The sequence below is a fragment of the Bacillus fungorum genome, from assembly GCF_002746455.1.
Classification (GTDB): domain Bacteria; phylum Bacillota; class Bacilli; order Bacillales; family Bacillaceae_G; genus Bacillus_A; species Bacillus_A fungorum.
In genome coordinates this window covers 175900-201329 of record NZ_NWUW01000002.1, presented here as the reverse complement: position 1 = coordinate 201329, position 25430 = coordinate 175900, and the positions used below count along the sequence as shown (strand labels likewise).

20 protein-coding genes and 4 pseudogenes are annotated in these 25430 nt (G+C 31.8%); 8 read left to right on the top strand and 16 right to left on the bottom strand.

Annotated elements, in window-relative coordinates:
* Positions 1 to 142: 142 nt before the first annotated feature.
* Positions 143 to 532 (bottom strand): VOC family protein, encoded by a 390-nt coding sequence (locus CO726_RS03750; RefSeq protein ID WP_099683340.1) that lies wholly within the window; start codon positions 530 to 532, stop codon positions 143 to 145.
* 421 nt (positions 533 to 953) lie between these two features.
* Between CO726_RS03750 and CO726_RS03745 the strand changes: the two genes are divergently transcribed.
* The 3 genes from CO726_RS03745 to CO726_RS03735 all read left to right on the top strand — a co-directional run bounded on the left by CO726_RS03745 (position 954) and on the right by CO726_RS03735 (position 5387).
* A complete protein-coding gene (locus CO726_RS03745; RefSeq protein WP_136699367.1) occupies positions 954 to 3677 on the top strand; it encodes a putative bifunctional diguanylate cyclase/phosphodiesterase in 2724 nt (907 codons plus the stop codon).
* 167 nt (positions 3678 to 3844) lie between these two features.
* Positions 3845 to 5011 (top strand): DUF2515 domain-containing protein, encoded by a 1167-nt coding sequence (locus tag CO726_RS03740; protein ID WP_099683339.1) that lies wholly within the window; start codon positions 3845 to 3847, stop codon positions 5009 to 5011.
* On the top strand, positions 4917 to 5387 hold the full coding sequence (locus CO726_RS03735) for a CBO0543 family protein (RefSeq protein ID WP_136699345.1): 471 nt from the start codon (positions 4917 to 4919) through the stop codon (positions 5385 to 5387). Before CO726_RS03740 ends, CO726_RS03735 begins: the two co-directional genes overlap by 95 nt.
* A gap of 22 nt (positions 5388 to 5409) precedes the next feature.
* Here the strand turns inward: CO726_RS03735 and CO726_RS03730 are convergent, their stop codons facing one another.
* From CO726_RS03730 to CO726_RS03695, 8 genes and pseudogenes are all read right to left on the bottom strand, one after another.
* A complete protein-coding gene (locus CO726_RS03730; RefSeq protein WP_099683338.1) occupies positions 5410 to 5835 on the bottom strand; it encodes a YfmQ family protein in 426 nt (141 codons plus the stop codon).
* A 21-nt stretch (positions 5836 to 5856) separates the two neighbouring features.
* Entirely contained in the window at positions 5857 to 6528 is a 672-nt protein-coding gene (locus CO726_RS03725) for an LrgB family protein (RefSeq protein ID WP_099683337.1), read from the bottom strand.
* Between the two features lie 23 nt (positions 6529 to 6551).
* Complete coding sequence (locus CO726_RS03720; protein WP_099683336.1) at positions 6552 to 6908, bottom strand: CidA/LrgA family holin-like protein; 357 nt, start codon at positions 6906 to 6908, stop codon at positions 6552 to 6554.
* A 33-nt stretch (positions 6909 to 6941) separates the two neighbouring features.
* A complete protein-coding gene (gene pdxR / locus CO726_RS03715; protein WP_099683335.1) occupies positions 6942 to 8375 on the bottom strand; it encodes a MocR-like pyridoxine biosynthesis transcription factor PdxR in 1434 nt (477 codons plus the stop codon).
* 174 nt (positions 8376 to 8549) lie between these two features.
* On the bottom strand, positions 8550 to 8741 hold the full coding sequence (locus CO726_RS03710; RefSeq protein WP_098761895.1) for a hypothetical protein: 192 nt from the start codon (positions 8739 to 8741) through the stop codon (positions 8550 to 8552).
* A 214-nt stretch (positions 8742 to 8955) separates the two neighbouring features.
* Positions 8956 to 9069: pseudogene (locus CO726_RS03705) on the bottom strand (GntR family transcriptional regulator); the annotation flags it as partial.
* 25 nt (positions 9070 to 9094) lie between these two features.
* A complete protein-coding gene (locus CO726_RS03700; protein ID WP_099683333.1) occupies positions 9095 to 10090 on the bottom strand; it encodes a phosphatidylinositol-specific phospholipase C in 996 nt (331 codons plus the stop codon).
* Positions 10091 to 10267: 177 nt separating this feature from the next.
* Positions 10268 to 12109 carry a S8 family peptidase gene (locus tag CO726_RS03695; protein WP_099683332.1) on the bottom strand — a complete coding sequence of 614 codons (1842 nt, stop codon included), beginning with the start codon at positions 12107 to 12109 and terminating at the stop codon, positions 10268 to 10270.
* A gap of 294 nt (positions 12110 to 12403) precedes the next feature.
* Here CO726_RS03695 and CO726_RS03690 point away from each other — a divergent pair, with 294 nt between their 5' ends.
* The 3 genes and pseudogenes from CO726_RS03690 to CO726_RS03680 all read left to right on the top strand — a co-directional run.
* Positions 12404 to 13201 carry a cell wall hydrolase gene (locus CO726_RS03690; RefSeq protein WP_099683331.1) on the top strand — a complete coding sequence of 266 codons (798 nt, stop codon included), beginning with the start codon at positions 12404 to 12406 and terminating at the stop codon, positions 13199 to 13201.
* Between the two features lie 266 nt (positions 13202 to 13467).
* Entirely contained in the window at positions 13468 to 14805 is a 1338-nt protein-coding gene (locus tag CO726_RS03685) for an NAD(P)/FAD-dependent oxidoreductase (protein ID WP_099683330.1), read from the top strand.
* A 32-nt stretch (positions 14806 to 14837) separates the two neighbouring features.
* Positions 14838 to 15893, top strand: a pseudogene (locus tag CO726_RS03680) (LTA synthase family protein); the annotation flags it as partial.
* Between the two features lie 99 nt (positions 15894 to 15992).
* On the opposite strand, the gene CO726_RS03675 reads toward CO726_RS03680, so the two are convergent.
* Positions 15993 to 18776, bottom strand: coding sequence for a dynamin family protein (locus CO726_RS03675; protein ID WP_099683329.1), 2784 nt, complete (start codon positions 18774 to 18776; stop codon positions 15993 to 15995).
* A 503-nt stretch (positions 18777 to 19279) separates the two neighbouring features.
* On the opposite strand from CO726_RS03675, the gene CO726_RS03670 reads away from it, so the two are divergent.
* The gene (locus CO726_RS03670) at positions 19280 to 19465 is read left to right on the top strand and encodes a hypothetical protein (RefSeq protein ID WP_099683328.1); all 186 of its coding nucleotides are present in this window, start codon (positions 19280 to 19282) and stop codon (positions 19463 to 19465) included.
* 265 nt (positions 19466 to 19730) lie between these two features.
* Here CO726_RS03670 and CO726_RS03665 read toward each other — a convergent pair.
* The 3 genes and pseudogenes from CO726_RS03665 to CO726_RS32935 all read right to left on the bottom strand — a co-directional run.
* Positions 19731 to 19925, bottom strand: a pseudogene (locus CO726_RS03665) (family 1 glycosylhydrolase); the annotation flags it as partial.
* A gap of 87 nt (positions 19926 to 20012) precedes the next feature.
* Entirely contained in the window at positions 20013 to 20210 is a 198-nt protein-coding gene (locus tag CO726_RS03660; RefSeq protein ID WP_245916542.1) for a hypothetical protein, read from the bottom strand.
* A 161-nt stretch (positions 20211 to 20371) separates the two neighbouring features.
* Positions 20372 to 20626: a SunI/YnzG family protein gene (locus tag CO726_RS32935; RefSeq protein WP_099683327.1), complete on the bottom strand. Its 255-nt coding sequence runs from the start codon at positions 20624 to 20626 to the stop codon at positions 20372 to 20374.
* Positions 20627 to 21167: 541 nt separating this feature from the next.
* Between CO726_RS32935 and CO726_RS03645 the strand changes: the two genes are divergently transcribed.
* On the top strand, positions 21168 to 21638 hold the full coding sequence (locus CO726_RS03645; RefSeq protein WP_099683325.1) for an IS3 family transposase: 471 nt from the start codon (positions 21168 to 21170) through the stop codon (positions 21636 to 21638).
* Positions 21639 to 21718: 80 nt separating this feature from the next.
* On the opposite strand, the gene CO726_RS03640 is transcribed toward CO726_RS03645, so the two are convergent.
* The 3 genes and pseudogenes from CO726_RS03640 to CO726_RS03635 all read right to left on the bottom strand — a co-directional run bounded on the left by CO726_RS03640 (position 21719) and on the right by CO726_RS03635 (position 25337).
* The gene (locus CO726_RS03640; RefSeq protein WP_099683324.1) at positions 21719 to 23470 is read right to left on the bottom strand and encodes a methyl-accepting chemotaxis protein; all 1752 of its coding nucleotides are present in this window, start codon (positions 23468 to 23470) and stop codon (positions 21719 to 21721) included.
* A gap of 132 nt (positions 23471 to 23602) precedes the next feature.
* Positions 23603 to 23765: pseudogene (locus CO726_RS32305) on the bottom strand (IS3-like element ISBce13 family transposase); the annotation flags it as partial.
* Between the two features lie 144 nt (positions 23766 to 23909).
* Positions 23910 to 25337 (bottom strand): S-layer homology domain-containing protein, encoded by a 1428-nt coding sequence (locus CO726_RS03635; RefSeq protein WP_099683323.1) that lies wholly within the window; start codon positions 25335 to 25337, stop codon positions 23910 to 23912.
* Positions 25338 to 25430 lie beyond the last annotated feature (93 nt).

Here is a 25430-nt window from a genome sequence, read left to right as displayed (position 1 = left end):
TCTTATTTTATAACTTTTCAGAATATGATTTCAAATTTTATTTTTCAGATTATAAACAAAAAAGCCTTCCATGAGTTTATCCCCTCAAAAGAAAGCTCTTTTACGTATTTCCCTCTACTTGAACTTCAAGCTTCATTACACATTATTCCTCTAGTTTCATCAACACAATTCTCCAGCCATCTGGATCCTCTATCGTTATCCCCTTATCTTTCCAATATGGGTTTTCCGGTTCGACTTCATCATATCCCAATGCATGCAGCCTTTTACTCACTTTTTTCATTTCACTATCTTCACTCATATAAAATACAAGTAAATTATCTTTTGTTGGAGCTGGACAAGGAATCCCGTCAAGATGTCTTGTAAATTCTAAATGATACTCTTCATCTGGGAGTCCAAACATAATCCCCTCACAGCCTTCATGATCGTAGAATTCACCTATACGTTTTAAACCTACACCCTTTTCATAGAATGCTATAACCTTTTCGAACTGATTAGTTGGACGTGCTATTCGAAACTTCACCCAATTCTTCATGCTTTTCCTGTCATACTAAAAATTTCATACATGCTTACGTATTATTGTATATACGTAACCTCTTTTTGAAATTCCTCATTAGGATAAGAATAAATACATACAAAAGTTTACTTCATACTTTATAACAAAATATTTTTACATAAAATGGAATCAGTTTCACTTATGCAATTATGCATATTTACTTGCGAACTAATAAGAAACCTTTAGAATTCAAATGATGACTAAATATACAATTTCTATTTTAAATTTTGATGCAGTATATACTATTAAACGTGATATTTTTAAACCTTAAGAATAATTATACTTTTCAACACTTTCCTTATAAACATGATTTTTATAAGGAAATCTGATACAATTCTTAAATAATATTATTATGTATAGATATTACGAATATAGTGCAAAATTAAAGAAGGTGATTTTATTGAAATTAAATAAAAATTTACAACTATATATATTAATTGGAACATTAATATGTTATTCAATCTATTTTATGTTTTTTTATCTGTTCCCTACTCATTTTTCAAATTCAGATGTACGCTTCGCTTCACTTATTGTTGAAGCTATTACATTTGTATCACTAATTTACTCTATATATTCTAAAAAAGTCAGTTCAAACCCGTTTTGGATATGTATCACAATTGCAATTGGTAGTTTTTTATTAGGAAAAATAGTATATACATATCAAGATAGATTCTTCGAAATTCCAATACATCGTTTTACAATTTCTGATGTATTTTACATGTTTTTTCTACTCTTTTGTCTTATCGCTTTCTGCTATAAAATCTTAAAAGAATGCAATAAATGGGAAAAAGCGTTCTTTATTTGTGATATATGCATAGTACTTACTTCCATATTCACATTGGAGTGGTATTTATTTAATCAACCAAATTTAAATATATTCTCTCTTTCACTAGGAGATGTTTTCCTTTCATTTCTATATCCAATTGCAGATTTATTATTTCTTCTACTAGGTATTAGTCTCTTTTTCCGTCCAACAATTTTTAATTCCAAACGGAAAATTTACATCTTTATTTTTGTATTAATAAGTTCTGCAACTTTTAACTATATTTATGTTTACCTAAATAACCATTTATCAACTGAAACGATAACATTATTACGTCTTTTATATAGAATACCTATATTACTTATTGCAATAGCTGGATCTATTTCAAAAGATCATAATAGCCATAAAAATTATTTCATTGTTAACCCTATAATAGGAAAAAAAGCTTTAGTTGTATTTCCCTATCTTGCCGTTGCAATACTAATCGGGTTTACATTAAAAGAACAAACATCATCTTCAACTCTCATTACGGGAAATTGTATTACTTTTATTTTCGTACTCATTCGTCATTCTATTGTACGTATGCAAAACAATTCCCTAACAAAACGTTTACAGGCATTTAATGCTCAACTAGAAGAAAAAGTGACTTTACGAACTTCTGATTTAGTTCATAAATCAGAGGCTCTATCTCAGAAACAACAAAAATTTAAATCACTATATGAATATCATCCTGACCCTATTTTTACGATTGATTTAAATGGAATATTCTTAAATGTAAATAAAGCTGGGAGTATACTACTTGGAGCACCAACGGATGAGTTACTCGGTGAAACTTGTTTTTCGATTATTTTAGAAGAAGATAAACATAAACTAGCATCTGCATTAGAAAAAGTGAAACAACAAGAATCGGCATCCCTACAACTACGTTCTCAATATAAAGATAGCTTTACTTATTTCTTATACGTTACAATTGTCCCTATTATGATAGACAGACAAATTTCAGGAAGCTATATTATGGTAAAAGATATTACCGCATTAAAAAAACAGCAAGAAGAAATAAAGTATTTCGCATTCCATGATACTGTAACAAAAATTGGGAACCGTGCCTTTTTCCATAAGAAATTAAAAAAAGTTATAAAAGATGCTAAATTAACGCAAAGTGAGTTTGCATTATTATATTTAGATTTAGATCGTTTTAAATCAATTAATGATACACTTGGACATTCGTCAGGGGATTACATATTAGAAGAAGTAGCAAAGCGATTCCAATCATGTCTTCCAACACATACTCATGTATCAAGAATCGGTGGCGATGAATTTACAATCTTAATTGAAAACTATACTGACCAAGATTCCTTATTCCAGTTGTGTAACCAATTATTTGAATGCATGAACAAGCCGTTTGTCATACATGAGCATAAATTAACTTTATCACTGAGTATCGGCATCGCTATTTATCCACATTCTGGAATCGATACCGCTACACTTTTGAAAAACGCTAATGTTGCAATGTATGATGCAAAGGCAAAAGAGCTTAACTCTGTCTCTATTTATGACGATGTAATTGCTAAAAAAATTGAAAGACGATTACGATTAGAAAAAGATTTACCAAACGCAATACAAAATGAAGAATTGTTCCTTTTATACCAACCTCAAGTTGATAGTGAATCTAATAAAATTATCGGTGCAGAAGCTCTAATTAGGTGGAATCATCCTGAATTAGGCGTTATTTCTCCATACGAGTTTATTCCGATTGCAGAAGAAACGCTACAAATTATTCCAATCGGAAAATGGACATTAGAACAGGCTTGTGAACAAATGAAACGTTGGCACGCACTCGGGTATTCTCATTTAAAAATAGGTGTAAATTTATCTGCTAAAGAATTTGAACAAGAAGATTTTATAAAGACTATTTCTGCTACATTAGCAACTACAGGCTTACCAGCAAGTTCTCTCGATCTAGAATTAACAGAACGAATTGCCATGATGGATGAGCGAGAAACATTGATAAAACTGCGCACACTAAAAAGTTTAGGAGTTCACATTTCAATCGACGACTTTGGTACAGGTTATTCTTCACTAGCGTATTTACCTTTATATCCAATAGATACGTTAAAGATCCCAAGAGAATTTATTACAATGTCTGAAACGTGTGAAGATGGAATGGAAATTATTAAAACAATTATCACATTAGCACATACATTAGAAATGTCTGTCATTGCTGAAGGTGTAGAAACGAAAGAACACGTGAATTTCCTTCAAAAAAATAAATGTAAATTTATTCAAGGTTACTATTACAGTAAGCCTATTCATGCTGATTCATTTTCTACTCTTCTCAAAAAAGGTGTTCATTCTCTATAGCTTTACGTTATAATCTTTAGCGCAAATACATACAAGAAAAAGGAAAGAAGAGTCCGTATCTTCTTTCCTTTTTCTGTACTTTGCAACTTTTCATTTCCTTCACATATCATTTATGTAAGTAGTTACTAATACATTTATGATAACAGACTGAAATAGGAGGGTTTTATATGTACCACGACAATCCAAATAATAAACTTTACAAAAACATTCCTCTATCCCTCTTCTCAATAAAAAATGAGCTAAAACAAAAATGCACCAACGCAAATAGCTCCCTTTATCCCCTTTCGAAAGAAGAAGAAATATTAATACATACAATTAAAGAAAGAACAGAATTATTAAATCAAAATAATGTTACAAGAACTCGTGCTTACTATCAATTTTACAAAAGATATCCTGAAATACAGTGGGCATTACTTGGACATATGGTATCGCGTAACAGTGGTTGGAACATGACAGATTTAAAGGGGGATTTATATACGAAGTTGTTATCTGAGAAAGATCAATTTACTTTCTTTTCTTTTTTAGAACGGGGAAATTGGCTTATCTTTCAAGATGTGTATCCACAATTTTTATTATATGAACAGAGTGTGAAAAAATCCAAAAATCTTTTTCATCTCCTCCCTCATCTCAATGTGTCAACCTTTATGGAAACGATGTGGAGATTTTTTTTGAAAACTGGAAACAAACAACTATTAGCAATTGCGACTATTATTAATGAACAAAACTACTTAGAAAAAAGAGTGATTCAAAATAAACACTTCCAAAAAAATGTTCTAAATAATATTGGATTCAAACTTTTTGATTTCTTTCAATTTAATCATATCCTCTTCCCTTTCTGTGAAGAAAATCCTATACAAAAAACAATATTAATTGGTGATACAATGAAACATTTCACTTCCTTACACGAACGAATTTTGCTCGGAAAAAGATTATATTCATTATTATTTCATGATAATCATGTTTTAGCTCGTATACTACAATGGGCTGACACTCATCCACACACTGGATCACGAAAAGATTATTGGCCACATTTATTTTCAAGCGTAAATGAATCCTTTTCAAGAGAGTTTTATAAACGAAAAATAAAAAAATGCCAGTTAAAAAGTGGTGCCTACCGTATATATAGCCCCGCACTTATTTATGCATGGAAAAATATAAAACATGAAGAAACAGAATATGAAGATTGGTTTAACGACTGGCAAATCATACATTATTTAACTGATAAGGAGGAAAAGATACATGGACAAATTACAGAAGACTACTGTAAAACACTCGAAAAAATTGAGCTCGCCATTCTTGCAAAGAAAAATGTTCTCCTTCGAGAAGAAGAATAATCTTTTCGCATTAGTCATTACAATCATACTATCTTCTATTATCGGAACTTGCTTAGATACCTTCTTTGTTGCGAAACAAATATATTCCTTTCCGGTTAGACCATTCTCATCCATATTTTCAGTTAACATTGGCTTTACTTTGTTTATACTACCGATTTTAACAACGATTTTCATACAAATTTCAAAAAAATTATCTACAGTTTCTAGAATTCTATTTATTGTTTCAATAGGTATTTGTGCTAGCATTTTTGAACAGATTGCTGAAAGATTAGGTTTATTTGTTCATAGTGTGGATTGGAATCATACATATTCTTTATTTGGCTATATAATTTTCTTTTCTTTTATTTGGAAAGTATATCATTTCATACAAAAATAAAGAGACCATTATAGACCTCTTCTTAAGCATAATCTTCAGTTACTGCTAATGATGTAGGATTTTGAAGACTTTTAGAACGTAAACGATAGGCAACGATTTTCTTCTTATATTGCTTTATTACATCAACATGTTCCTCATGGCTATACAGAGAAAACCTAATTTCTTTATTTCCTTTCTTTGTATTAATAACGATTGGTGTTCCTTCCCCATGCGGCGGGAAATAATGTTTATCTAAAAATAATGCCTCATTAAATTCATGAATAACTTGTAGTTTCATTTCCCCCTCTATATTCTTTCCGTCTATCGATATAGAGGTATTCTCTTCCTCAAGTTTTTGATGCAATTCAAATCTACTAATAATTGATTCTACAACAGAAGTTGGCATACTAGAAACTAGTACTTTAAAAGCGCCAAAAATAAATAATGTAACTATAAACCATGTTGTCATTTTCATCATCTCCATTACATGTTAAAATATAAATTTCGTTCCATACGGTATAAATACACTAATGAGTATTCCAGTTACAATCATCGTTACCGAACCGATCGTTGCTTCTTTCTCGCTTTCCTTCACAAGACGACTCACACCGATAATATGTGATGCGCAGCCCATCCCCACTCCTTTTCCAATCGTACTAGTTATACGGAAAAACTTTAGTACTGTTGGTCCGATAATAGCACCGGTTATTCCTGCAACAACTACAAAACTAGAAGTCATAGATGGAATGCCCCCAATTTGATCCGATAATGAAATGGCGATAGGCATTGTCGCTAATTGCGGGAGTGTCGTTAATATGAGTTCTTTATCTATATTTAACATCTCACCAATCACTACATTCATACTCGTTAAAGCTACTATACCTACTGCTACGCCGATAAGAATCGAAAAAAAGTTTTTCATAAGTATTTTTCGCTCTTTAAATAAAGGTATCGCTAACGCTACAATTGCAGGACTTAATAAGCCGGAAAGAATATCTCCCCCATTTCCCCTATATTCATGATGAGAAATTCCAAAAATCAGAAATAAGCAAATCATACTCGCTGTAACTGTTAACACCGGTAACGTAAATGGAAACGTACATTTTTTATATAACTTTGTCGCCAATATATACATTACTACAGTAATAATAATTAAGACCATTTGCATCGTGCACCTTATCGATTTTATTTTTTTGATGTTACTACTAATTGACTTATATACCCTGAAACAATCAAAGTTACTACCGTGCTTGCAACTACTAAAAGGAATATAACACTCCCCTTATTAAAAAGAAAATACCCGTATTCCATCAAACCTGTTGTCGAAGGAATTAGAAATAACGGTAAAAATACGATTAACTTTTCCGCACCTTCCTCAAACCACTTTAATGGTAAAATACGAATAGAAAGGAGTAGAAACAACATTAACATCCCTATTAAACTTCCTGGCATTGATAGATGGAATACTCCCTGAATCCATGTACCAACTAAGCTAAATACATATAGCACGCCTACTTGAAGTAAAAGCGTCACATACTTCATTTCTTTCCCTCATTTCAATATTACGCATCACTATTATGAAATCTTATTTAACGTTTCCGCAAACCTCGTAATGCCAACTTGAATTTGTTCGACGTCTACTCTCCCAAAAGTAAAACGAATATATTCACTTTTAGAACCTAAAACACTTCCAGGAACGAATGCTACACCATTTCGTATAGATTCACCTAATAAATGATATTCATCAAACGTTCCTTGCACTTTGCACCATAAATGTATTCCACCCTCTGGAACAAAAAATTCAACCTGATTCCCTAATATTTCTTCAAGCTTTTTAATTAACGCATCTCTTCTTTCCTTCAATTGTCCACGAAGCATTGTAATATGTGCATGAAAATCTTCTGATTCTAAAAATTGATTTGCCACCCACTGCGTAAATACGCTATGGCCAAAATCAACTTGCTGCTTCGCATCCGCTAAACGTTCTATTACACGTGTAGGGCCAATTATCCAACCAATACGTAATCCTGATGCAACAATTTTTGATAATGAACTTATATAAAGAACATTTCCGTTTTGATCCATTGATTTTAATGTTGGATTCACTTCCCCATTAAATGACGTTAAACTATACGGATCATCTTCTACAATCGGTATACCAAATTCAGAAGACAATTCTAAAATCTTTTTACGTCTTGCTAATGAAAGTACAGTTCCAGTTGGATTTTGATAATCCGGATTCAAAAATACCATACGAATACGATGCTTTTTATGCAAATCAATTAAATCATCTGGATTCATTCCATGCTCATCAACAGATAAATGGAATATTTTTAAGCCAGCAGATTTAAACATCGGCAGTGAGAAACAATACGAAGGGTCCTCAATTGCAATCGCATCGCCAGGTTTTAATAAACATTGAACGATAAGATTAAGTGCCTGTTGTGCTCCAGATGTAATAAGGATAGAATTCGAATCTGCTTCAATTTGTTTATATTGCTGAACATGTGCTGCAATTGTTTTTCTCAACATTTCATTTCCAAGTGGATGGTCATAACCGAGGTTTTCCATAAATGTTTTCTCCGACAAAATCGTTCGGAATCTATCACTCGGAATTAATTCTGGTGACAATTCACCACTCGCTAAATTAATTAAGTCATCTTTTTGTGTTTCCGTTCTAATTTGTTGAACGAGTGGTACATTAGGTAAGAACGATCCATCCTCAACGTACCTACCCCAGTTCGGTATTCGTTTATGTGAAACACCCCATATGTCTGTATTCACCCGTGTTCCGCTTCCTTTTTGCCGTTCTACTACTCCAAGCGATTTTAATTCTTCATATGCAGCTACTATTGTACTCCGATTCACCTGTAATTCTTTTGCTAACATACGCTCAGAAGGTAACTTACTGTCAGAAGGAAACTCACCTGAAGAAATACCCCTTTCAATATAATCTGCTATTTGTTTATATACAGGCGTCTTATCTGCACGATTTGGTTTCCATTCCATATAGTTGCCTCCTTTCAAAACGAACTATCCTCAATTTATTACTAACAGTATTCACCGTAAAAATAGTATTAATTTTATCCTAAAATAAATATATTAAAATAGCTTCCTTTCTGATCACTCGATAGCTTCTGAAATTCCAGCTTCATGCTCTCGTTTCAGTTCTGTTACAAACTATCAAATTATTACCGCATACCATGTTACCCCTATCAGTAGAACAAAAAGAAGGAGAATATAGATTGCAGATAAATTTTTCACATTTCTCTTTGTAGACTTGCCGTAATTCTCCTCCACATTTCGTGCAACTAGCACGGTCCCAAACAGCGATCCAATTACAATAATAACCACTAGTGAAATTGCAAAAATCATTGTATTTTCACCTCTCTAAAGACAATTTATTTTAATAAAGAATTTCCTCTTTAAAACGTTAATAACATACTACCTTTCTTCTCTTATCATAATGGATATTTGTAAAAAACGGACCAACCACTTTTGTGTTTTTTTGCTCATCCACTTTGAAAATAAAAAGCAACTGATCCCTTATGATTAGTTGCTTTTTCGTAAAGTTAATTATATTCATTTTTCACTTGAAATTGATCCGATTTAAAAGTTTGGCCTTTTCATAATGAAACATCGATTGAGATAATTCGAAAATTGCCCCGTTTACAAGACAAACTGTATTTTCAATAAGAAGCGACATATTTTATCACTTCTTACTCTCATCATTTTGATTCTTGTATAAGTGACTTATTCGCTCTTATAACTTCTTGATACAGCAATGGTGACCATTTTTCATTTATGTAGTCTTGAATGATCCAGCCTACTCTTGTAGGGTTCTTTTGTTTTATATGGTTTGCAATTTCAGGATTTATGTAAGAGGCGTAGTAATATGGACTATTCCATGCTGTACCACCAGAAGACAAACTTGTAAAATTAATATATAGATGATGTAAGTCCTCACTATTATTCATCGTTTCATTGATCGTATCTTTAATAGATTTTACTTTCTCATCATAACCCACTTTATATTTATCTTGTACTGTTACATTTACGTTTTGATTTACAGTTGTCGTAAACGTCTCATTATCTGGCCAATAAAAATTATTATATCCTCCAGATTCATTACTACCACCATATCTTTTTAGTAGTACAATTTTCCCACGAGCATCTCCCAATTTTATATTTCCTTCTGTTTTTAAAAAGATAGGATCAACAAAATAATTTTTTTCAAACGTACTACTAAATGAACCTTCTGCCCCTTTCATATCCTCATACTCTTTTTTTAAGGACATAATAATCGTTTCACTTGGGTTATCTTTTAAAAATTGTTTCGCTTCGTTTACGAATTCATGCAGTGTTACATAAAGATATAATGGTCCATGATGAAGAACTATCGTATTATCATCTGTTAAACGTCCTCTTATATCGAAAATTCTAGCTCCATGATCCATTTGATAACGAAAATCATATTCTTGCGTCATTCCCCATACTTGCTTAATTGGATTTTGCAACTTGAACGTCCCACTATCATGTGTTCCTGGAATTGAAATTCGTGCTAACGGGATATTATCAGGTATAGGTTGCATCCACTTTGACCAATTTTCAAGCTCATTATCAGCGCTAGCTGCAATTACTTGCTTATCATGTAAAGCAAATATACAGGTACTAAGTATCGTGCTACATATTAATAATTTCAAAATAAATTTCTTACTGCTCATTATTATTCCTCCTTTTTCTGTTTTATATCAAACTTATTGAATATAATATAATCTGGTGAGTAAAAAATAAATACCATTTTATAAGTATGAAATATTGCATAGAAGTAAAGTTAAAAAGTCATTCACATATCCTGAGTTAGAATAATTTAAAGGAACTTCATCTGAAGTTCCTTTCATTTAATTTATGTTCAATACATATGAACCATCTTTATTCTCATATTTATAGACGTATAAATAATATTTACCTGGCTTTGCATTATAAGTTCCTTTAATTACATTTCCTTCATTTTCACCATATGCTACATAATTATTTAAATCTGATTCATGATGAAGTACCCATGTCATTCCGATATTTTGTTCATTTAGTAGAGAAATATTAATATTTTCCGGCGAGTCGATTTGGAAATTAAATACATCTACATTATCACTATTATGTAACGTTCCTTTCACCCGTGTATGAATGTTAACTTTATTTGCCTGTCTAGGCTCATTATTTGGTTCATTTTCTGTTACTTGTAACTCATTCCCGCCGTTTGGTTTTCTTTGTTCGTAGCCTAAGTTTACTAGTATAGACTTCAAATCTGGTAAAACACCAATTTTATCTACATATGGATCTTTAGACTTTGTTCCTGTGCTCTGGTTGCTTAATATTGATCTTAGTTCACTCGGTCTATATGGTTGTCCTAAATTTTCTTTAGCAATGCTTTGTACTAAAGTCGCTGCTCCGGCAATAATAGGCGAAGCACTCGACGTGCCACTAAAGCTAGCTGTATAAAGATTTACAGCACTTCGACTTTGCTCAGCTGTAGTTGTATCCACGTTTTCTCCCCAGCCATACACATCAATACGGCTTCCATAATTCGAAAACCACATACGCTCATGAGGGAAAGATGAAGAGCCCGCTCCTACCATAATTGCACCTGAATCTTTAAAATCTTTACTATTACGATTTAAAATTTGTTTACCATTTCTATCTTTAAATTGATCTAAATCATTCCAACCATTTGCTCCAGCTTCTATAATGACAACACCTTTATCTGTACCAGCACGAATTGCATCAAAGATATCTGGTTGTACTTCAACAGGTAAATATTTATTACCATATCCATCAAAGGAAGCTTGTGCCTCTAATAATAAAACATCACCAGCTTCTAACTGATTCACAGCACTTAATATTGCATCAGCTGTATTATACTGTCCATTATCTCTTATTTGAGAAATCACCTTTGCTTTCGCTTTTGGTGCAATCCCAATATTCCCAAGTTCATTGTCCTCAGAGGATACAATTCCTAGTACAGACGTCCCATGACCGACATGTTGATCTATATTTATTCCAGACATTAACTCAATATTTTGATGTACTAAATCCTCATGATTTAATAACCAACCATATTCCATATCAACAAAGGTTATACCATTTCCATTACCACCTTGAACTCCCCAGGCGAAAGGCGCATTAATACCGTATGGAGCTGCTTCAAGATAACCTTGTTTTTTAAATCTAGGATTATTATTAGGATTAAGAGATACATTTGATAGTTGCACTTCAGGTGGCATTACTTTCTCTTGTTTCTTAATATACGCATCTTCTATTAACGAAGATGCCTTTAATTTACCTACTAGTTCTTCTTCATGCCCACTATTTTGATTTTGAAGAATGTAGTAGTTTAATAAACTTGTAGATACATTATTAGGTGCTTTCACTTCAAGGTCTTGTATTTCTTCTGGACTTACGGATGTAAATAAACGAGTAAATGTTACATCTGGATATTTTACCAAAAGATCTTCTAGTACTTTATCACTTGCTTGATCTTGTATCTGTTTTTCAACACCATCTTCATATGGCAATTTCAAATCTGCTCTAAATTTTACAATGATTTGCTTATCTGTTTCTTGTTCTATCCCTAATTTACTCTGATGTTCTATAGAATCAGCATGTACAATATTGACAGTGCCTCCTGTTCCTAAAAGTGTTGTAATGATTACAGTTGACGCACACATTTTTTGAAATATTTTCATTACATCAATCCTCCTAGTAATAATTATTAATCATTATATTAATTTATAATGATTTTATTTCTATAACGTATTCCCTTTCTACTAAATAGATTATAGTAATCAAAAATATGAACTTCAATGTATTTTCATATGCAATATTTCATATTCGGACTCTACACTACACGAATATGAAACTTATGGTGATTATTTATTTTGTATGTGCTAATATACTTACATTAATATATTACGCATATATATATTTCAAACTACATTACTTAATAGTTTCACCTTAATTTTTTCTTAGGAGGATTTACAATGAAATTACTAAAAATAAAACATATAATCCCTTTATCTGCGGCTGCAATTACATTCGTATGTAGTCAAAGTACAGCTGAAGCTTCTACCATTCATACAGTAAAAAAGAACGATACACTTTGGGGCATTAGTAAACAATACGGAGTTTCAATACAATCCATTAAACAGGCTAATAATAAAGGAAACGATCAAACTTTCATTGGCGAACAGTTACATATTCCAGGTTCCGTCAACTCAAATGAAATCACTGTTCGCCAAAACGCCAAACCTGCGAATATTTCTGAGCAAATTATTTATCAAGTACAACCGGGAGATTCATTGGTAACGATAGCAAAGCGTTACAATGTTACCGTTCAATCTATAAAACAAATTAACAATATAGTCGGAAACAAGCTTTATACAGGACAACATATAAAAATAAACTCAAGCATTTCAGAAAAAGAAAAAGACTTAATGGCACGCTTAGTTACTGCTGAAGCAGGTGGCGAATCATATAAAGGAAAAGTAGCAGTAGCGAAAGTTATACTAAACCGTGTAAACGCAAAAGGTTTTCCAAATACAATAACAGGCGTTATTTATGAACCTATTAAATACGGATATGCATTTACTCCTGTTACAGATGGAAGAATTAATCAACCAGCAAGCGCAGAAGCAAAAATGGCTGTAGAAGAGGCTATCTCCACAAATGGAATACATTCTGATTGGCTTTATTTCTATAATCCGAAAACATCAACAGACAAATGGATTACGACACGTCAAACAATAGCAGTAATCGGTAACCACGTCTTCGCTAAATAAGATTTAAATTCATTAACAGACCTATTCACTTAAAAGGTCTGTTTTTTTTATATGTAAGATTTTATTAATCATATGACATAGTAATCTTTTAAAACTATCTCTTCTTTCAAATGCAAACATTTGTATTTACTCCACCAGTCGAAGAAATGAAAATGCATCAAGTTCAAAAACTCCCACTTTATTAATAAAAGCTATTTCTTAACTTCATAAAATTGTTATACACTAGAAAAATAAAAAACAAACTATTCGTTAGCAGGTGAAAGAATATGTATGATGTTACCATTATTGGCGCTGGAGTAAGTAGCATTTTTATGGCTTATTCACTAGCTAAAAGTAACAAAAAAGTTTTAATTCTTGATAAAGGTAAAGCGCTAGAAGATCGCCATTGTCCTTTAGACGACGGAAAAGTGTGTACTTGTACTACATGTGATAAATATTTCGGGTTTGGTGGTTTAGGAAAATCTGAAGGGAAATTTAATTATACAAACGGATTTGGCGGAGAACTTGAGCAAAAAGTCGGTAAAGAGGGCTTTATACAACTCATGGCTGAAGTAGATGAAATTCTATGTCAGTTTGGCGGAAGTTCTGTCTCAAAATATTCTACTGAAAATTCAAGTCTCACTAAGAGAGCTGAAGCGTGTGGTTTACAAATGCTAACAACAGAAGTAAGACATCTTGGTACTACACTTTCCAGTAACATTTTTCAGCAGCTCTATGAATTTTTACTGACGAAAATAAAGATCCAATTTCATATAGATGTACAACATATTCTGAAACAGAAAGATCATTTTACAATAGAGACAAATGAAGGAACAGTTCAATCTAAGCAACTAGTATTTGCAACTGGGCGCTCTGGGGCCAATTTGTTAAAAGAAATGTGCAGTTCTCTAAATATTTCTCAGGAGCAAACACGTGTAGATTTAGGAATTAGAGTAGAAATGAAAGAACATCAATTACGTTCTATATTAAAAGATACTTTTGAAACAAAACTTTCTTATCAAGGTGAGCATTTCACAGCAACTACTTACTGTATGAATCCAAAAGGACGCATCATTCGGAAGTACGAAGAAGGTTTAGTTATGCCTGACGGTCAAAATTTTCGAGAGCAAGGAACTGGCACTTCTAACTTAAATTTCACTTTATTTATTCCTCGCTATTTTCCAACTCTCAAAGAAACAAATGTATACGCAAGTTCAATTATTAAAAACATTAACCAAGGACGAGATCGGATTGTTATACAGCGCTTAGAGGACTTACTAAATAAACAGCCTACAACAACGAACGACATGAAACATAACCGTATACAGCCTACACTACAAGGAGATTATGGAGATTTGAATACAGAAATTCCTCCATTATATATTGAAGGACTTAAAGAGTTTTTATTACGCTTAGAACAATTTATCCAAGAACCAATCGATAAAGATACTTTATTATATGGAATTGACGGAAAGTTCTATGCTCCTACGATAAAAATCAATAACTATTTTGAAACAAGTGTGAATGGACTATTTTTAGTTGGAGATTGTTCAGGCGTCACTCATTCATTATCTCAAGCTGCTGCAAGTGGGTTGTATGTTGGAAAATATTTATCTGATATTTAATTTCTTTCATTAAAATAGCAATCAAATATTTTAACTTCTATCAAACTGGTCAAGGGAAAACATCCGATTCTGAATTTCTAATCGATACGTCGTTGTATCCATTAAATCGAGGAGCTGTATTTTTCACACACGGTAACAATGATTATACTGCGACTCCAGAAATTTTACGTCAGCAAGGTTATTTCACTTCTGTATTCCATGCGAATAACGCCACATTTTGGAATCGTAACATCATGTACTCTGCTCTCGGTTATGATCGTTACTATAATGAACTTGATTACAAAATTACGCCCGAAACAAATTTAAATTGGGGATTAAAAGATATCGAATACTTTGATCAATCAGTAGATATATTAAAAACTGTTGATCAACCATTTTATGCTCGCTTCCTTACTTTAACAAACCATTATCCATTTACGTATGATGAAGATACAAAATTCATTGAACCATATAACTCTGCTAATAGCGTATTTGATCGTTACATCGTAACAGCACGTTACTTAGACGAATCCATTAAAAAATTTATTGAGCGTTTAAAAGCCGAGGGAATGTATGATGATTCTATTATTGTGTTATACGGTGATCATTATGGCATCTCTGAAAAACATAATCGTACAATGGCACAGTTTTTAGAAAAGGATCAAATAACAGAATTTGATACTTTAAATTTACAACGTACACCTTTATATATTCATATTCCTGAACAAACAGAAGGTCAAACTATTTCAAAGCCTACGGGACAAATCGATATGAAACCTACTATTCTAAATTTATTAGGGGTTGATACTACGAATGATATCCGTTTTGGCCATGATATGTTTTCAGATGAATATACTGGCTTTGTTGTTTTACGTGATGGTAGCTTCGTTACAGATAAGTATGCATACAAAAACAACACTTTCTATGATCGCATAACAGGTGAAATTGTAGATTTACCAAAAAAAGAAGCTCAAGCCCTCATTAAACGTGCACAAAATGAATTACAAATGTCTGACGAAATTATTGAAGGCGATTTATTACGCTTCTCAGAAAGCAATAAAATTAAAACTGGCGAAGTACAAACTAAAATTAAAGAAACTGAAAAATAATCTATATATGAAAAGGGAGCAACTCATTACAGTTGCTCCCTTTTACTTTCTTATAACACATGATGCAATTCCATATAAAAAATCTGATGTATTTTACTTTTATTCTACGCTTGTTTCTAAAGCTACATCTATATAGGTATTATCATCACCTATATTTAAAATTACTTCACATTGACGCAATCTCAATTCAAAGAGCATGATAGAATCATGATAGATTTCAGGATTTGATTTCATCTTATGTAATATCTCTTGTTTTTCTTGTATTTCTAAATGCGTGTTTTCTACAGCTTGCTTCAAGGAGTTAAATGGATTCCTAAAGAATATATTAATATCCCGCTCTTGCGTGTTTTCAAATAGCTCAAATTGCAAGAAAAATTTCTTCATAATAGAAGCCGTTACTTCGGTATAATCTTCATTATCTACATACTGTTTGTATTTGTTATATAGCATAGCTTTGTTTTTAGGGAGAACTCCAAATAATTTACCGGCACTTTTCAGTAAAAATTGTGCTGGCGTAAATCGACGTAATATATTTACTTCATCCATTTGTATTCTAGTCGTCATTCTGTCAGTATCTCTGCGCCAGTCATCAAGCACTTTAAAATCACATTCTAGCTGTATTCGATTTTCTCCAAATAAAGAATTAAGTCCTTCACTGAGTTCGTCTAAATATGATTGACCTTGAAGGAGCTCATTATTAGAAGTTGCAATCCAATTTTGCATAGAAAGAGCAAGATTAGGTAATACAGTTTGTTCTAAATATTTTTGCACTCTTTCATTCATTGCTTTATTTAGTTCCGTATCCATGTGCCCGAAATCACTTTCTTCACTAATTAAATTGGAACAACTCTTTAATATCTTCGGAATATTTTCGGTAAGATCATTTGTAATTTCAGTTTTCATTGTACGATATGATTTTGTAATGAGATGAATTTTTTCCTTCTCAAATACAGTAAGGTTATTAATACAACCATTTAGTTTAACTAGCATATCTTCATTCCAATTAATAGCATCCACTAGATTGTTTTCTTTCTCAACCCGTTTATCCAAAAGATATGTAATTGTTTTTCGAATGAAAAACAATAGCTTTTCAGTACGTTCTACATCGATATGTTTATGATTAAAGTTAAAATGAATAAACTCCGTTAAATCATTTAATTGTTGACTACTTGTATATAACGAAGAGTAAGGGAAAATTCTCGCATGCGGAAAATATGTGTTTATTCTCGCTGCCGTATCATATAATACTCTTTTCACTTCTGCTTCACTGTAAATGTTATCGATTTTATTTAATAAGAAATGAATTTGTAAATTTGGTGTATGTTCTTGAATACTTAATAGAATGTCACGTTCTTTATCAGTAAAAGGTGAATCCGCATTCAATACGAACAGTAATTCGTCTACAGAATTTAAATATTCGAATATTTCATCTCTAGTGTCATTATTTCTATTAAAGCCAGGTGTCACTACAAATGTAAGTTTATTTTCATTTAAAAATCTGCATGGTAATTTAAATTCAACACACGCTCTATCTCTATATGTTTGATGGTGCTGAGATATCATATTATGGTAATCAGAGATATCTTCCGTTGTTGTAATTGCTGAGTCTGTTATGGCGTTTATTTCTATATGAGCATCATTTTTTAAAACTACTACATTTGAAATTGATTTTTCTAATATATTTTCTCCTAATATAGAGTTAATAAATGTAGTTTTTCCGTTTCCTGAAGTTCCCGTTACTAAAATACGATTTGTTCTTAAATCTGCGAGTTCGTCAACTAACCATTTAAATCGGTGACCTATTTCTATATTGTGCTTTTGTGCCCACTGTGTAATAGATTCAAAAAGGTGTAAGCTGTACTCTAAGCCATTTACATGATTAATAGAATGTGACAGTAAGTTTTCCGCATGTTCTATATTTGCTGAATCTATTTTGGAAGGGAAAATCTCATCCCATGCCAATACAGCTGCAGATGGAAATACAGCATAAGATGGATTGACTACCTTTAACCAATTTGCTAACAGATTTGGTATGATATCGTTTAATTGTCTAAGCGTATATTGACCTTGAATTAATGCAAAGTACGTTTCTTCGTAAAGAGCAGAAACTTTGTTCCATATATCGGACGAATGTATTTCAATATGTAAGAAAAATTCATTTATTGTATTAAGCCATAATAAATAATTTTGTTCATCTTTATAACTGTTCCAAAGTGATGAAACCATTTGTGTAAATTGTACTTGATCTACATTATTTAATGTAGCTAATGCATCATAAAAATAGTCTGGTGAAATATGTTTAGTAAACCCTTTATCGATATATCCTTTTAACACCTCAAACCACGGATACGATTCTATTCGAATTAACTCATTCACAGCAAGCTCTACTGCACTATCAAAATCTTGCTGTTCCTCATAAAAGGAGCGGGCAATTTTTGTGACGTTCGGATAATCAGGATTTAAAGAAACTGCTTCTTTAATAACACCGAAAGCTGCTTCAAAATTATTTTGCTCAATGTAAAGAGAAAGTAATTGTAGTCTAATTTCGGTCATCAATATTTTATTATCAGTAGTAATGGAAGTATAAATATTTTCAGCAAATGATAATTGATTAAGTTCGAAATAAGCATCCGCAATATTTTTTTGTGCCCATGGTGCTAATTCATTACTAACCTTCTCCCATTTAAAAATAGCTGCTTCAAAATCTTGATGGCGATAATAAAATTCACCTTGTGCAAAACGAATATAAGACCCATCAGAAATCTCATTTTTTTCTTCGTTTACATAAGCTTGTCCAAGTACGTCAAGAATTGGTTTTGTTTCATTCTCCATTAGGAATGTTTCATAATACATCTTTTTTATTAATTGTTTTTCTAATCTCATCTTTTCCCCCACTATATCTTGAAAATACATTTTTAAGATATGTCAATACTTTTTGTATGTATGCTTTTTATCTTAACAAAGAATATCTTTTGGAAAATTTCATTTTCCTTTCATTTTTCAAGTTAGATTGAATTTTTATGAGAAAAGTTTCAGTTTTTTTTCAATTCCCTTTCAGTTATGAAACAGCATTAAATGTTCTTAATAACCTAATAACACTATAATCTCCTGCATTATATTATCAAGAAAACCTCATATAAATTATATTATAAAAACAATCTATATTGAATTTATATACACTCTTTACTTCGCTATCAAACAAAAAACAACAATAGGAGGTACTGGCTATCCGTACAATATCTTTCTCAAATTGTTTTCCTTTAAAATGTTTCAGTAGTTACGTAATTAAATTCCATTAACCTATATAAATAACTAGTCCAAAAAAATTCTATATGCATATCATGTTATAGTAAAGAATTTAGGAGATCCTAAAAGGAGGCATTTTCATGTTTGAAGATAAATCTAAAATAAATTACCCATATGAATTTACTGAAACTACAACAGTTCCTCTAAAGAACCCCATTGATAAAAAATTCAAGAACGGCACAGGTACACATAACTTCCCAATTAAAAAGCATTATAAAGAACAAGTTTTATATACTGAAAAAATTAATAATAACAAGGACAAATAATCATTTAGATTCTTATTACAATTAACCAAATAAGGATCTATGTTAGGCCTTGTATAGTTATGTTTTTAGTAATGTATAAATCTTTATTATACAACCCACGTATTTTTAAAAAGTGCTGATATACGGCGCTTTTTTATACATAGATACATTAAAGCTATCTTAGCTCGGAAATGCATTACTTGTAGCATTAAATATCATACACTTATATTTTAATACACAACAACATTAATCCCTCCAAATTTCATTTAACATTTAACACTTAACTTTACATACAAACAAATAAAATCTTTTTACTTCTTTTTAATGTCCCATTTTCTTTATTGTCCTGGTCAACATAAATAAATCCATACCGCTTGTCCATCTCACTAGATCCTGCACTCATTAAATCTATATGTGCCCATGTTTTATATTCTAAAATATCTATCGCATCCTTCATCGCTTGGATGTGTTCTCTTAAATAATATCGCTAGGGCAACTCCCACCTTTGCGAAAATACAAGCAAAGAAAGGCATCATCGCGTTATCATATCCCGTCGTCATAATGTTATTTAGATATACAGGTATAAACCCCTAGTTAATACCAAAAATAACCAATATTTCCACACACCTCCCACTATGAGGCCAGCAAACAATGGGCTAAAGTCTCTAACTACAAATACAAATTCAGAAACAATTGTTGAGCCAAATGTTGCAAGTGGTCCAATTACAATAAATACAACTGGTAATGTAATTAATAATGTAAGCATTGGAACATTACTTTTCCATACTGAGCACATCCTTTTTTAGAGTACTAGTATCATTATGAAAAAATCCAGGGTATTAATTATAATTTTTTACCACAACCTTTATTACTGTTGATAAAATAACAATATTTAAAATAAAGAATAATAAAACAAAAAAAGCCTGGTTACTCAATATTGATTTCTTCTAGGATTATAGATGGGTTAATAACAAATATAATGAAGTTTAAGTTTGTAGTATGTATCAATATTCCATTGTTCGAGGAAGATGGAGTTCCGATATAAACGACATGGTCGAGTTTATTAAGAGGAACGTCATTAGTAGATATAGTAAGGATATCTTTTAAAGGGATGGTAATCTCTGCTGATTGCCATGCAATCATTATACTATCTTGGAACTTTGTTATGTTAACTTTTGACACTTTATATCAATCCTTCATTAGTTTTAGATAAATAATTAATAAATTATCTAATAGCATTAATTAAAACTATATATCATTATATAATGTTTTATTTAATTTGTGTGATTGTATGCAAAATTACATGTGAAAACTCCTTATCACCATAAAAATACAATATATTAAAACGATTTAACTACTTATTAATTAATTTTATTTCTTTAAATTTAACAGTAATTAACTGTAAATAAATCTCCTGTTCTATTAGTAGATTAAATAAGTGATAAATTGATGCAAACAAAATTTTTGTATGCAATGATGTGGAGAATTTTTAAAATATCCATCCGAAAAAATAAAAAAGACCATTGTATTTTATATGAACTGTACCCCGAATCGTGGCCACTAAAAAAAGTCCATGATTCGGGTTTTTTGTGTATTTTCACACGTATTCGTCGTGCGAATCCATACAAACAACTCGCAAAAGGGACACAAGAACACAAAACTTGTCCGAACTTATTATAACGTCAATTCAACCACGAAGAACCGGAGAAAAGTATGTTAACGGATATTACATATTTATTTTACGAAAAAGGAAAAAAAAGCTTATTTATCTTGTGTCAAAGATAGTACGACACGAGAAATTTTAGCTTATCATGTTTCCCCTTCTCTACAGATGGATATTGTCTATGAAATATTAGATAAGTTAAAAGATAGATTAGGAGATACCATTCATCCTGAAGTACTTTTGCATTCTGATCAGGGTACTCACTACACGCATCCAGAATTTCAGCACCGTGTAAAGGAGATGGGAATCAGACGATCTATGCCACATAGAGGAAACTGCTTAGATAACGCTCCAATGGAATCTTTTTTTGTTCGTATGAAAGATGCATTAGACTATAAGTGTTGTCAAACGTTACAATCTCTTAGGCAGGTAATAGAGGATTATATGCAAGATTATAATTATGCTCGTTATCAATGGACACTCAAAAAAATGGCCCCGGTACAATACCGGAACCATCTTTTAAGTGCCTAATTTTTAAATTTCTTTTTATTAAACTGTCCATTTTATAGGGTACAGTTCAATAAATGTTACAATAGTCTTTTTTATTGCTCTTATATCATATTTGATATATTTTCTTTCTTTTTATCTTGCTTCTCAATAATAAATTTTGAAACTAATTCTGACAATGCTTCTACTTTTTCTTTTATTTTGTTAGATTGATTTGATATCTCCTCAATTGATGCTGCTTGTGATTGGATTGACTGTACCGTTTGAGTTGTTTCCTTAGCTACTTGCGTTGCAGTTTCAGAAACAATTGACATGGAGGCATTCACTTCTTCTGTACCGGCAGACATTTCTTCTGTCGCTGCAGATACTTCCTGAATTTGGCTGGTAATTTTATTAATATCTAACATAATAGATGAGAATGCTTGATCTGCTTTATAAGCAGCTTCTTTTCCCTCTGCCGCCTTTTGTTGTCCCATTTGCATGACATCGACCGTATCTTTTGTATCTTTTTGAATAGATTGTATTAAATGATTGATTTCATTTGCGGATTTTTTAGACTGCTCAGCTAAATTTCCCACTTCTGCTGCCACTACTGCAAATCCTTTCCCATTCTCTCCAGCACGTGCAGCTTCAATTGAGGCGTTTAAGGCAAGAAGGTTTGTTTGTTCAGCAATGTTAGTGATTGCATCTAGAGCTGTATCAATTTCCTGCGTACGTGTAACAAGCCTCTCTATTACTTTTGATGTTTCTTCAACAACCTCATGAATACTATTCATTTGAAGTATAGATTGTTTGATTACTTCACTACCAGAATTAACTTGTTCTGTTGTTGTGACAGCTACTTCTGTAACTGTTGCTGAAGATTCAGCTACTGTTTGAACGCCAGTCGCAATTTCTTCCATTGATGAGGAACTTTCTTGAATACTAGTAACTTGTCCTTCTATTTTTTTATCAACCTCAGAAATAGTTTGAACAACCTCTCTTGATATATGAGATGCTCGTTTTGTATCTTGCAACATTCCATCAGTAGAAGAAATAACCTCCTGTGTTGTGATTTTTACTTCCCCAATTAATTGTTGCAAGTTATCCAGCATACTATTAAAGGACTTCACAATACTTCCCAATTCATTATTCGCTTTATAAGAAGTACGTATCGTTAAGTCCCCTTCAGATACTTGCTCCATATCCCTTTGCAATAATACAATTGGTTGTTTAATCGTACTTTTAATAATGTGACCAATAAACATAACGATTGCAATTGCTATAATAGAGATACTAACAAACATTATCATTGTGTTTTTTGCACTGTCGATATTATTTTTTTGTAATTGCTCTGCATTATTATTATTAAATTGAATAAGTTCACGAATTACCTGAATTTCCTTTTTCATATTAGGGTCAACCTCTTTCAGATAATAAGCATATGCTTCTTCATTGTTAGATTGTCCTAAATCTTGTACTTTCTTCATCTGTATTCTTAATTCATTAAATATTTCATGAAATGTTGTATACAATTCTTTTTCTTTATTAGAACTAACTCTAGCCTCAAACTGCTTTAATAACTGATCAGTTTCTGTACGAGCTTTCTCTATTTCTGTCATAAGCTCTTTCATTCTTTTTTCATCTTTTGATAGCATAATTTCCATCACATTCATATTAACATGATAAAAATTAGACTCTACAGTTCCTATCCACTGAATTGGTAATAAACTGTCTTCATACATCGTAGAGGAAGCATACTCACCTTTTTTAAGGCTAAAAAATCCCAGCATAGATAATATTATACAAGCAATACTTGATATAACTACCAATACGTTTAATGTTGTCCCAATTTTACTATTTTTTAAAAACGACAATCAAATCCACCTCATTGTTATATATTGATTAGATAATAAATTATACAATAATAACCGACAAAAAACGACATTTAATTAATTATATCCATTAAAATAAGTATATATAATGGATAGGACACAAAAAAGTTAAATCTAAGCTACTTTTTTAGCTAGATCCTCTATTGCTTGGGGCGTTTTGTAATCAATGGCTACTATAAAACCCTCTTGCGGTTATACCCCCCTCAATGAATTGAAATAGTGCTAAGTTTGCTTGTACAAATGTGACATATCTTGTACGGTATACTTCTTCTTTCTTTTACTAATGCAAAAAAGTTAAAGAAAATAATTCTCTAACTTTTTTGTATACATAACTATATTTTAAGAAAGTAAAAAAACTTGTCTCCTAATTATATGGGATTAAACCCCAAACAGTTAAGAGTAGTAAAGTAGATCTTTTTAATTACATACTTAATTTCCTTTTTAATGTCCAGTATTTTTCTCCATTAGCTTCAAAAGAGAATTCGACCCATCCATTTGGATCTTCACGATAAATAAAGATGTTTGTTCCAGGAGTGACTATACCAATTTTATTTTCCTCGACTGCTACATCTGGTCTACTTTTAATTTTTAAATTAAATGGATAAGGTACATGGTAGTAAGCAGCTGATGATACAACTTTTGAGCTTGAACCATCTGCATATATTTTATACGGAATTTCATTAGATAACGCTTCAACATCTAATGTTTCAGGATTCTTTGGTAATTTTTTTGCATATGTATAGTCTTCTGCACGGAATGGTTTAATACGTTCCATAATACCTGCAATTTTTTTAGCCCAGCCTTTATCTGATGCATATTTCACGTTCATACCAGCTAACGTTGGTCCGTTATAATGCATACCACTTTCTTCTAAATATCTTTCTCGTACATAATTAGCGTTATAAGCAATACTGTCGCCGTAGGTTGGTAAATATTTTGCATATTTAAACGGATCTCCATCATATGCACGTAATCCGAATAGATTATGTTTTTGATATGCGATTTCTGATTTTCCGTATCCAGATTCTAAAATCGCATGTGCCGCTAAATAATGAGCATTCACGCCATATTGATTTTGCGCATTGATAAAATCTTGCCCATGTCCAACTAAGGGACTATCTGAATGATATTTTGCAATAAAACTATTAATCTCTTGGGCTGTAATTTTGGAAGCCACTGTTAAATTTAAATCTTCATATGAGGTAGCAGTAATAATCTCTTTTTCTTCTAAAACATCTTTTAAATTTAGTTGCATCATATCTGTTTTTGCAGTAAGTTGAGCAGCTTCGGTGCGTGTTATGAATCTATCTGGTTGCCAACCGTTATTAGTACCAACGGAAATTTTTAAGTCAATTAAAATATTGGCGAATCTTTCACCCCAATGTCCTTTTAAATCCTCAAATTTACTTTGGTCATTATCATTTGTTGTACTTTGTAGTTTATAAGCATTTACTAGCATTGTTGCCATGGCAGCGCGAGTTACTTTTCCGGATGGATTGAAGATTCCATTACCTTCACCTTTAATAATGGCAGCTTTTTCAGCAGCAGCAATATATGGAGCTCCCCAGTGGTTTTGTGAATCTGTAAAGGATGGTTTTGCATCGAAGTCAATTTGTATACCTAAAACTTTTGTCATAATTGTTGCGGCGGAAGCTCTGTCTAATGAATCATTTGAGCCAAAAGTTCCATCTGGGTAGCCACTTAATACTTGTTTATCCACTAAATAATTAACGGATTGCTCTGCCCACTTTGGAACATCAGGAAATTTTTGAGTATCTGCTAAAATATTAGAAGAATAAGATAGTATAGCCCCTGCAAGGATACCTGTTGCAATTAATTTGTGCTTCATAAAAATAAACACCTCTACCATTCTATTGTATTTATCGAATTGAGATTTTCTCTTTTTATATTTACCTATTTGTAATGATGAAACTGTATAGAC

Bases quoted from the DNA above. Each gene is read 5' to 3' on its own strand.
- CO726_RS03750 (WP_099683340.1), bottom strand. From the start codon at position 532: ATGAAGAATTGGGTGAAGTTTCGAATAGCACGTCCAACTAATCAGTTC.
- CO726_RS03740 (WP_099683339.1), top strand. From the start codon at position 3,845: ATGTACCACGACAATCCAAATAATAAACTTTACAAAAACATTCCTCTA.
- CO726_RS03735 (WP_136699345.1), top strand. From the start codon at position 4,917: ATGGACAAATTACAGAAGACTACTGTAAAACACTCGAAAAAATTGAGC.
- CO726_RS03730 (WP_099683338.1), bottom strand. From the start codon at position 5,835: ATGACAACATGGTTTATAGTTACATTATTTATTTTTGGCGCTTTTAAA.
- CO726_RS03725 (WP_099683337.1), bottom strand. From the start codon at position 6,528: ATGGTCTTAATTATTATTACTGTAGTAATGTATATATTGGCGACAAAG.
- CO726_RS03720 (WP_099683336.1), bottom strand. From the start codon at position 6,908: ATGAAGTATGTGACGCTTTTACTTCAAGTAGGCGTGCTATATGTATTT.
- pdxR (WP_099683335.1), bottom strand. From the start codon at position 8,375: ATGGAATGGAAACCAAATCGTGCAGATAAGACGCCTGTATATAAACAA.
- CO726_RS03710 (WP_098761895.1), bottom strand. From the start codon at position 8,741: ATGATTTTTGCAATTTCACTAGTGGTTATTATTGTAATTGGATCGCTG.
- CO726_RS03700 (WP_099683333.1), bottom strand. From the start codon at position 10,090: ATGAGCAGTAAGAAATTTATTTTGAAATTATTAATATGTAGCACGATA.
- CO726_RS03695 (WP_099683332.1), bottom strand. From the start codon at position 12,109: ATGAAAATATTTCAAAAAATGTGTGCGTCAACTGTAATCATTACAACA.
- CO726_RS03690 (WP_099683331.1), top strand. From the start codon at position 12,404: ATGAAATTACTAAAAATAAAACATATAATCCCTTTATCTGCGGCTGCA.
- CO726_RS03685 (WP_099683330.1), top strand. From the start codon at position 13,468: ATGTATGATGTTACCATTATTGGCGCTGGAGTAAGTAGCATTTTTATG.
- CO726_RS03675 (WP_099683329.1), bottom strand. From the start codon at position 18,776: ATGAGATTAGAAAAACAATTAATAAAAAAGATGTATTATGAAACATTC.
- CO726_RS03670 (WP_099683328.1), top strand. From the start codon at position 19,280: ATGTTTGAAGATAAATCTAAAATAAATTACCCATATGAATTTACTGAA.
- CO726_RS03660 (WP_245916542.1), bottom strand. From the start codon at position 20,210: ATGCTTACATTATTAATTACATTACCAGTTGTATTTATTGTAATTGGA.
- CO726_RS03635 (WP_099683323.1), bottom strand. From the start codon at position 25,337: ATGAAGCACAAATTAATTGCAACAGGTATCCTTGCAGGGGCTATACTA.